At 65.3% G+C, this 8,609-nt stretch carries 6 protein-coding genes; all 6 read right to left on the bottom strand.

The genetic code is table 11. The features are described 5' to 3' along the window. A partial coding sequence (locus EB084_14095; GenBank protein ID NDD29388.1) for a TolC family protein occupies positions 1 to 1,386 on the bottom strand: 1,386 nt, incomplete at its 3' end. Beyond that, positions 1,383 to 4,529, bottom strand: coding sequence for an efflux RND transporter permease subunit (locus EB084_14090; GenBank protein ID NDD29387.1), 3,147 nt, complete (start codon positions 4,527 to 4,529; stop codon positions 1,383 to 1,385). The genes EB084_14095 and EB084_14090, both read right to left, overlap by 4 nt. 2 nt (positions 4,530 to 4,531) lie before the next feature. Further along, on the bottom strand, positions 4,532 to 5,872 hold the full coding sequence (locus EB084_14085) for an efflux RND transporter periplasmic adaptor subunit (protein ID NDD29386.1): 1,341 nt from the start codon (positions 5,870 to 5,872) through the stop codon (positions 4,532 to 4,534). A 6-nt stretch (positions 5,873 to 5,878) separates the two neighbouring features. After that, a complete protein-coding gene (locus tag EB084_14080; GenBank protein ID NDD29385.1) occupies positions 5,879 to 6,058 on the bottom strand; it encodes a hypothetical protein in 180 nt (59 codons plus the stop codon). Positions 6,059 to 6,060: 2 nt separating this feature from the next. Further along, positions 6,061 to 7,566, bottom strand: coding sequence for an ABC transporter substrate-binding protein (locus EB084_14075; protein NDD29384.1), 1,506 nt, complete (start codon positions 7,564 to 7,566; stop codon positions 6,061 to 6,063). Continuing rightward, the coding region (locus tag EB084_14070) for a prohibitin family protein (GenBank protein ID NDD29383.1) at positions 7,563 to 8,609 on the bottom strand (1,047 nt) is incomplete at its 5' end. The genes EB084_14070 and EB084_14075, both read right to left, overlap by 4 nt.

Here is an 8,609-nt window from a genome sequence, read left to right as displayed (position 1 = left end):
GACACGGGCGTTGTTGAGAACCTGACGGGCGTTCGTGACCTCGATGTACTGGCTGATGCCGCCCATGTACCGCTTGGCAGCGAGACGGTAGGCCTGATCGGCTTCCCGGATCTGGGCCTCATCGATGGTCACCTTGCGCTGCGCCGCCTGGAGACCGATCCAGCTCTGGGAGAGGTCGTTGATGATCGTGAGGCGCAGGTCGTAGATGTGCGCAAGCAGCTCAACGATGAGCCCCTCGGCCAGCTCGTTCTGCGCGCGCACCGATGGGCCCTGGGTGAGCGGAACGGTGAGTGTCAGCCCGAACTGCCATGTGGTCAGCGCAGGGAAGTCAGCGCCAGTGTAGCCATAGGAGAGCAGCGTGTTCAATGTCGGGTTGAGCTGCGTCTTGTTCACGCGCACCTGCCAGCGCTGGTAGGCGATCTGGTTGGCGAAGGTGAGCAGGTCGCTGCGCTGCGCCAGCGCCGTGTCGAGAAGGTTGGCCGTGGGGGGCAGGGGAAGGGGCGAGGTCAGCACCGGGTCGAGCTTCGCGAACTCGTTGAGCGGTGCTCCCACGTCGGCCCCGAGTCGAGCCCAGGCCTTCGTCAGCTGACCTTTCTGCGCCACATACAGGGCGCGTGCCCCCTCGAGGTCGGCCTGCGACTGCAGCACGTCGAGACGCGTCTTCTTGCCCCCGCGGAAGAGCCCCTCGGCCTGCTTCAAGGTCTCGTCGGCCATGCGCACGCCCTCTTCCTGCACCTCGAGCAGGGTTCGGTTGAGCGCCACGCTGAGGTAGTCGCTTTCGATGGTCTGCGCCAGGGTGCGCCACTGGTTGCGCCAGCTGTACACGCTGGTGAGCAGGTTGGCGCGGTCGCGCGCCACGCTGTTGACGCGCTTTCCACCGTCGCTGAGAAGATAGCTGAGCGAGGCCGCGGGGTTGAGCAGGATGATGGTGGAGGGCAGGGCCGGGGTCAGTGGCGTGGGGGTGCCGATGCCGCCGTTCTGCGTGTAGGTGTGGCTTCGGGTGATGGCGATCTGTCCCGTGGGCACGTAGAGCGACTCAGAGAGATGCAGCTGCCCTATCGCCTGGGCGTACTGCGCCTGATAGATGCGCAGCTTGGGATGGGTGGCGCGGGCATAGTCGAGCAGCTCGACCATGTCGAGCATGCCGTCCTGCCCGAGCAGCACGGTGTCGCCAGGTTGAATCGGCTTCTGTGCCGGCGCCTGGTTCTCCCAGGGAAGGGAGGCTTTGGTCGAGGGCACGGCCGACGGTGCCGCTGTCGCGTGAGGGGGCGCGGCAGACGGCGTGGCCACGGGGGCCGGGGCCGCGCCGAGCGGCGATGTCCACGCAAGGGTGGCGCACAGAGCCGCCATCGCCGACCACGAGAGGCGCCTGCGCAGCGAAGTCATGGGGTCTCCTCGGTGCGCGTGCTCGATCCGGCGGTGACCGCGATCGGTGCGCTCTCGCCCGACGCGGAGGGCGTGGTCGTCTCGGACGTGGGGGCATTGCGGCGCTTCATCTCGTCGCGGTAACGCCGCCCCCAGAAGTCGTGCGCATACGAGTAGAGCGCGGGCACCACGATGAGGGTGAGCACGAGCGACAGCGACTGCCCCCCCACGATCACGATGGCCATGGGGGCGCGCTGCCACCCGTTGGCGCCGGCCGCGGCCACGGGAAGCATGGCCACCACCAGGGTCACCGTGGTCATGATGATGGGCCGCAGGCGGATGCGATTGGCTTCGACGATGGATTCATACAGGGGTCGACCTTCCGCCACCATGGCGTTGGTGGTGTCGATCTGGAAGATGGCGTTCTTCTTCACCACGCCCACAAGCAAGAAGAGGCCCAGCACGGCAAACATGTTGAGCGTGTTGTGGGTCTCCTGCAGCGAGATGAGGGCGAACGGGAAGCACAGCGGCAGGGTGGCCAGGATGATGGCCGGATCGATGAAGCTCTCGAACTGGCTGGCCAGCACCATGTACATGAACACCACCGAAACGAGGAACGCACCCAGGAACACGAGCAGCATCTGGTTCATGTACTGGCCGTTGCCGGTGAAGTTCACCTGGTAGTCAGCGCCGAGCTTCAGCTTCGCCACCTCGCTCTTGGCGAGGTTCAGGGCGTTCTCGAGCGGCACACCGATGAGGTTGGCGTTCACCGTGACCTGGCGCTGGCGGGCGTAGCGCTTGATGGTGCTGGCCGCCAGCCCGCGCTCGATCTTCACCACATTGCTCATGGGAATGAGGTCGCCCTTGCTGTTGGGCACCGTGAGGGTGTCGATGACCGTGGCGCGCTGCCGCTGGTCGGGCTTCAATCGCATGTTCACGTCGATGCGATCCTTGCCCTGGTAGAACGATGATACCTTCACCCCGCCCACGAGGGCCTGGATGGTGCTGGCCGCGTCGAAGAAGTTCACGCCCAGGAAGGCCGCTCGCTCCCGGTCGACGTACACCTTGACCTCTGGGGTGCCGATGTCGAGATCGCTGTTGATGTCGGTGTAGCCGGGATGGGATGCGAGCCCTTTCATCAGGGTGTCGGCGGCGCGCTGCAGGGTCTCGAGGTCCGGGCCGCTCACCACGACGCTCAGATCGGCCTGGCTGTCGTTGCCCAGCGACACCGACGACCGGATCGACGGGTAGCCTCGCAGCACCTCGCGCGCGCGGGGCTGGGCGTCGAACACCGTGTAGGTGGGCTTGTGCTTCGCGCGCTCCTCCCAGGGCTTCATGACGATGGTGATGGTGGCTTTGGTCGGGTCGCCCCCCGCTCCGACGGTGGAGAGGGTGTAGTCGACCTCTTTGACGCGCTTGCGAAGCTCGGCGGAGATGCCCGCCACCACTGCGTCGTTCACTGCCACCGATCGGCCCGCCGGCAGCGTCAGCGACACCGTGAGCGTCCCTTCGTCCTGCGCCTGGATGAAGTCGCGGCCCGTGCTCTGCAGCAGCCAGGCCCCCCAGACCGTGATGCCGAGGCAGAGAAGCAGCACCACGAAGCGCAGGCGAAGCACGATGCGAACCAGGCCGACGTAGGGGCGCTCGAGCAGCCACTCGTACAGGCCAGGCCCTTTCTTCTTCGTGTGCTTCTTGGGCTTCAGGAAGACCGCGCACAGCATGGGGGTGAACGTGAACGACACGAACATCGACAGCATGATCGTGGCGGCCATCAAGATGCCGTAGCTCGAGAAGTAGGCGCCCAGAATGCCCGGCATGAATGCGATGGGGAGGAAGATGACCACCAGCGACAGGGTGGTGGCGAGCACCGCGAAGCCGATGCTCTGAATGCCCTTCTCGGCCGCCTCCTTCGGGGGCAGCCCCTCCTCGTCCATGATGCGGTGGATCTCTTCGAGCACGACCACCGCGTCGTCGATGACGATGCCCACCGCCAGGGCGAGGGCGAGCAGGGTCACCGAGTTCAGCGTGTACCCGAGAATCGCCATCACGATGAATCCCCCGATGATCGAGCAGGGGATCGCGATGGTGGCGATGATGGTCGAGCGGAAGTCGCCCAGGAAGAGGAGCACCATGAGGCTGGCCAGGAGGCTGCCGAGCACGAGGTGCTGGATGATCTCGTCGACGGCCTCCTTGATCGGGGTCGACTGATCGTTGGCCAGGGTGAGGCTCACCCCTCTGGGGAGGTCGGCCCGCAGCGACGCCACCCGTGCCTTCACGGCATCCACCACCTTCGTGGTGTTGGCGTCGCTCGACTTCACCACCTGGAGGGTGAGTGAAAGGGTGTCGTCGTAACGCGATACCGAGGTGGTTTCCTCGAGCCCGTCGACGGCGGTGCCCACGTCGCGCACCTTCAGGGGAACTCCGTTCACCGTCTTCACGATGACGTCATCGAACTGGCTCGCGTGGGTGAGCAGGCCCATGGTGCGCATGCTGGTCTCGAAGAGCGCGCTGCGCAGGCTGCCTCCACCCGCCTCGCGGTTCTGCTGGCTCACCGCGTTGCGCACGTCGGTGACCGACACGCCATAGGCCTGCATGCGCTTGTGGTCGAGCTCGATGCGGATCTGTCGCTTGCTCTCGCCCACGAGCTGCACCTGGCCCACGCCACTGATGGCCTGGAGGTCGGGCTGCAGCCGGTTCTTGGCCAGATCGGTGAGCGCGCGTCCGTTCAGGCCGCTGAGCACCACCGAGATGATGGGTTGCGCGTTGGGATCGTACTTGTCGATGATGGGGGTGAGAATGTCAGTCGGGAGGTTGCCCAACTGGGCGTTGACCTTGTCGCGCACCTCTTGCGTGGCGATGTTCACGTCTTTCGACATGTCGAACTGGGTGATCACCACCGAGGTTCCCGACATGCTCTGTGACGTGATGCTGCTCAAGCCGCCGACCACCGCCACCGCGTCTTCCACGACCCGGGTCACCTGCTGCTCCATCACTTCCGGAGGGGCCCCGGGAAGGGAGATGGTGACGCTCACCACGGGAATGTTGAGCTTGGGCAGCATGTCGACGCCCAGGGTGAAGTAGCAGACGAGCCCCACCACCACCACGGCGAGGTTGAGCATGAGGGCGAACACCCGCTGGCGTACGAAGACGCTGAAGAACGACACCGTCAGAGGCCCGTCTTGGGAACCGCGGGCGCTTCTCTGAGGGTCTGCGCGGGGGTTACCGGAGCCCCGTCATAGAGACGGTCGAGATTGCCGACCACCACGTTGTCTCCGGCTCTCACATTCGAATCGATGGCCTCGACCCAGCGGCCATCGACACGGCCGCGGCGCAAGGTGCGCATGCGCGCCAGAGCGCCGCTGGCGGTCTGCTCGACGACGTACACGCAGGTCTGCCCCGCCTGCTCGGTCTGTGCCATCTGCGGCACCATCACCACGCCCGGCGTGGCGCCGAGGGTGATGGTCGCGTTGCCGTACAATCCCGGCTTGAGCAGCCGCTCGGGATTGGCGATGCGGGCAAGGGCCTTCAGGGTCCGGGTGGTTGGGTCGAGGGCGGGGCTGATGCGGTACACGCTTCCCCTGAACACGCGCCCGGGATAGGCCGCGGTCTTCACCTCGACCGCCTGTCCGACACGCACCTTCTGGCTGTCGGTCTCGCCGATCTTCACCTCGCAGTAGATGGGATCGAGGGTCAGCAGGGTGACGTAGCCGCTCGAGCCGCTTCCTCCGCCTGGCTGCACGTAGTCGCCCACGTCGACGTTCACGGCCGACACATAGCCGCTGAAGGGCGCCCGTACCGTGGCATTTCGAAGGTTCAGCTGATCGGTCTGCAGCTGGATCTGCTTCTGCACCACGGTGACCTTGTCGCTCTTCACCGAGTCGATGGCTGCCTGATAGTCGGCCTGGGCCGCGAGCAGGGCCCGCTTGTCGTCTTGAAGGTCTTTCTGCGAGATGAGGTCGGCGCGATAGAGGGTTCGGCTGCGCTCCCACGCGAGACGTGCATTGTCGACGGTGGCGCGGGCCTTGCGCACCGCGGGGATGTCGCGGTCGCTCTTCAGGGTCTGGCCGGGTCGGCTCAGGCCGAGGGTGGTCTGGGCCTTCAAGAGGTCGGCCTCATCCTGGCGCACCGTCATCTCGAGGGCGCTGGTGTCGAGCTGCATGATCACGTCGCCCTTGGCAACGAACTGGCCGGTGTGCACCGGTACATCGACGAGCGGGCCGGCTGCCTTCGGGCTGATGTTGACGCTCGAGATGGCTTCGAACGTGCCTACCGCCGCGATGTCGTCGGGCAGGGTGGCCTTGCGCGCCGAGATGACGTCAACCGAGACCGGTGCAGACGCCGCCGCCGAGGGCGATGCGGCGGGGTCCGCCTTCGTACGCGGCGAGCACGAGGCAAGGGTGAGCGCGATGGCCCAGGCTGCGGCCGTTGAGGTCCAGGCGCTCCTTCTCATGCGACTGGATTCTTGCGCGTGGAGGACCGTTTCTCGGTTATGGGGGACCGTGGTCATGAAGGGCTAGGCCTTGCGATTGGTGCGTCGCACGTCAGATGCGAGCACGAGAATCGCACCGACCAGCGGCGTGAGCAGCACGGAGGCAAAGAAGTAGCCCCAGGTGCCCAGCTTGCGGTTGCTTCCGCCCAGGCCGATGAGCCAGCACAGCACGAGGTAGATGAAGAGGTTCAACACTATCGCCATCGCTATTCGTCCTCGATGTTCAGTTCAAGGTGCTGCACCTTGCCGTCGTGCAGCCAGAGAGGGTGCCATCTCACGTTCTCACGGTCGCCAGATGCGGTGAACTCGTAGCCGCTGATGGCCTTGCCTGGCCAGGGCGACCTGCGTCCGCGCAGGGCGACCGAGGCCGTCAGCGGATCGACCTCGCCAATGGCTTCGTAGACCGACTTCAGCAGATACACGGCCTCATACCCCTGCAGACTCATGATTCCCGGTTCGTGCACCGTCTCGCCCTGGGCTCTGAGGAACTCGACATAGCGGTCACGAAAGCCCCGCAGGCGCTCGGTGTCGAACCTGGAATCGAGGTCGAGCAGCGTCAGGACGTCGCCGCTGCCTGGACCCAGCTCTTGTGCCAGACGCTCGAACTGATGGTTGTCGGAGACGAAGATGGGGAGCATCATCTTCTGGCGGCGCAGCTCGCGGATGATGTCGACCACGCGGCTCGTCGTGTTGTCGGCGAGAACCAGATAGTCGACGTTGGCGGCGCGGATGGACGAGATGTCTGCGGAATGGTTGGTCTCGTAGGAGAAGTACTCCTCCACCGCGAGGAACGGGACGGGGGGCGGGTCGTTCTCGTGGGCCTTCAGCAGCTCGCGTGCGGTGACCTGAGAGCCGTGGCGCTTCTGGGCTCTCTTCAGCGCGTTAAGCACATCGAACCAGTGCTCGCTGGGCAGGAGCGTCTGGTTGATGATGCGTTGCAAGGGCACATCCGGGTCGATGATCCCCCGCGCCACGACGTCGCGCAGCAGGGCGAGCACCTCGCCTTGAGCCGCTTCTCCAGCACTTGCAGTCTGGAAGGTGGTCGACGTCCAGCTCGCGCTCTGCTCGTTGATGTTCAGCAGGAGCCCTGCGCCTGAGGCGTACCTGCCGGTGACCTTTGCGTACATCAGGGGGGCAGTTCTGGCCATCTCACTGGCCAGCTGATCATCGTGCGCCACGGTCGCGACCGAGAAGCGAAGCGAGCGGTTGAGGCCCGGAAACGACGCGCAGGTAGAGATGCTCAGTACGCCTGCCGCTTCGTAGGCCGCTTTCGTGCGGCCGATCCACTCGTCAGACTGATTGTCGATGACGGCGGCCAGCGCGGGGTCGCGCACGAAGCGCTCGGCGACCGGGTCGCTGCTCGCAGTCGGCGAGAAGGGGGGGGCCTCGTTGATCGTGAGGCGCAGCTTTCGAACCTCGCCGTTCGCAAGGGCAACGCCCTTCGTCTGGTTCCCCGCCAGGCCTTCGTTGATCTCTTGTACCGCGAGGCGCAGGCCAGAGCGAAAGTATTGGGGATACCCTCGGTTGAACCACTCGCACCCCAGATGAATCTCACCGGTGGATGTGTGCAACCGGTCTGCGCGTTGCGAGGCCGACGCGTACGAACTCATGTTCCAGTACCTGGAGAGGAACGCGGTCAGTCCCAGGAGCCCCAGAAGGGCTGCGATGACAAGCTCGGGCGCGCGTCTCCGCAGCACTGCCTCGACCCTCATGGCGCAGGGGCAGTCGCATCGGGCTTGTTCGTCTGCACGCTCGGGGGAGTGAAGACGGTGGGGGAAGGCTGCGGTCTGGCCACCGGGGGCTCTGATATCGGTACGGAGAGACTGCCAGAGCGGATGGGGGCATTCACCGAGGTGACATCGAGCGGGGCGCTCTCCACGAGACCGAGGATCTTCTGCTCGAACTTCTTGATGTAGGCGTCGAGGTTGGAGAAGCTCATCGGGGAGGTGCCGGCGTTCGAGGCGGTCTTGGTCGGCGTCGTGTCGTTGCCGAGGATGATGGGCAGGCCTCCGGGGCCGCTGCCGATGACGACCACCTTGGCGTTGGGCGACCGGCTGAGGTCACGGGTGGCGGCGATGCCTTCGAGCTTGAGCAGGCGCTCGTCGAGCGATGAGCGCACGATGTCGTTGTAGCCCTTGCGACCCGTGCCGTCGATCTGCAGGCGCAGGGCCTCTCGCATGGCGGTGCGCACGCGGAACTCGTACCCCTCGAGGATCTGGCGCTGCTCTTCCTTGTCCTGGATGGCCGTGTTGATTGCGGGCGGCAGGCCGATCTCGCGAAACACGAGGCCGTCGAGTACGATGTACTTCTGCGCCAGCATGTTCGACACCGCAGACTGGATGCGGCCGAGCATGTCGCCACGGTTCGCGTAGATGTCGTTCACCGTTGACGCGCCGATGGCGTTGCGCACGCAGTACTCCACCGACGGGACCACGAGCTTCTGCTCGTAGTCCGGACCGATCTGCTGGTGCAGGAAGCCCAGCGACTCGCGGAAGGGGTGGTAGCGCACCGAGACCTTGACCTTCAGCTCGAGGCCGTTGCCGTTGAGCACTGGGTAGTCGATCGTGCGCTCCTGGATGCGCAGGTCGTAGATGGTCATGGTGTCCCAGGGGAAGTTTATGTGCAGGCCCTCGCCGTACACCTTGTCGAGCACAAGGCCGTGGAGCAGCGGACGGTAGAGCACGGCTGCCCGACCGACGTTCACGATGACGAAGATGCGTCCCGCCAGCAGATAGATGATGAGAACCAGGGCAGC

The sequence above is a fragment of the Pseudomonadota bacterium genome (genome assembly GCA_010028905.1).
Lineage (GTDB): Bacteria > Vulcanimicrobiota > Xenobia > RGZZ01 > RGZZ01 > RGZZ01.
The sequence above is the reverse complement of the archived record's forward strand: the minus strand, read 5'-3'. Positions and strand labels throughout refer to the sequence as shown.

What these genes read in the sequence shown, in the direction of transcription:
- EB084_14085 (NDD29386.1), bottom strand. Translation starts at nt 5,872, where the DNA reads ATGACCACGGTCCCCCATAACCGAGAAACGGTCCTCCACGCGCAAGAA.
- EB084_14080 (NDD29385.1), bottom strand. Translation starts at nt 6,058, where the DNA reads ATGGCGATAGTGTTGAACCTCTTCATCTACCTCGTGCTGTGCTGGCTC.
- EB084_14075 (NDD29384.1), bottom strand. Translation starts at nt 7,566, where the DNA reads ATGAGGGTCGAGGCAGTGCTGCGGAGACGCGCGCCCGAGCTTGTCATC.